The organism is Curtobacterium sp. MCLR17_034 (assembly GCF_003234485.1).
GTDB lineage: Bacteria > Actinomycetota > Actinomycetes > Actinomycetales > Microbacteriaceae > Curtobacterium > Curtobacterium flaccumfaciens.
Genome location: NZ_QKTH01000035.1, coordinates 1 through 567 on the forward strand (window position 1 = coordinate 1; position 567 = coordinate 567).

Consider the following 567-nt stretch of genomic DNA (forward strand, 5'->3'; position numbering starts at 1 on the left):
GATGTGGACGGTGGTGCCGGTGAGGATGGCGTTGTCGCCCTCGAGCTGGAGGGGCTTGAGGGAGCCGCCGTGCAGCTCGAACAGGAACGCGTTGGCCGCGGCGACCTTGCCGTTGACGAGGACGTCGCCGTAGAGCTTGGACGAGCCCGGGTTCACGACGAAGTTCTCCAGCGTGACGGTGGTGTCGCCGGCCTTCAGGGTCAGCCCTGAGTCGTCGTGGTTCAGCAGGCCCTGCACGTACGGGCGGTAGTTGCCATCCGGGGACCAGTAGGTGACCGACCCGGCGGTGATCGGGAACGACACCGACCCGTCAGCCAGGGTCGCATCGCCGGAGACGCCGGGGGTGAGCTTGAGGGCGGTGAGGGCGTCGGTGAAGCCGGAGTCGAGCTTCACGGCGGTGGAGCCACCGAGGACCTCGGGGACCGAGGCGACGGGTGCGGGGATCTTCGACTCGGACGACGAGGACACCGTGTGCACGTTCGGGGTCGCGGCCTGGGCGGAGGAGATCCCGAACGCGGCACCGCCGAGGACGAGGGCGCCGGTCGTGGCGAGGGTGATGGAGGTCTT

General features: G+C 69.3%; 1 protein-coding gene. It reads right to left on the bottom strand.

Translation table 11 applies throughout. The features are described 5' to 3' along the window. Positions 1-567, bottom strand: a 567-nt coding sequence (locus tag DEI98_RS18810) for a hypothetical protein (protein WP_111101547.1), incomplete at both ends; no start/stop codon positions are given.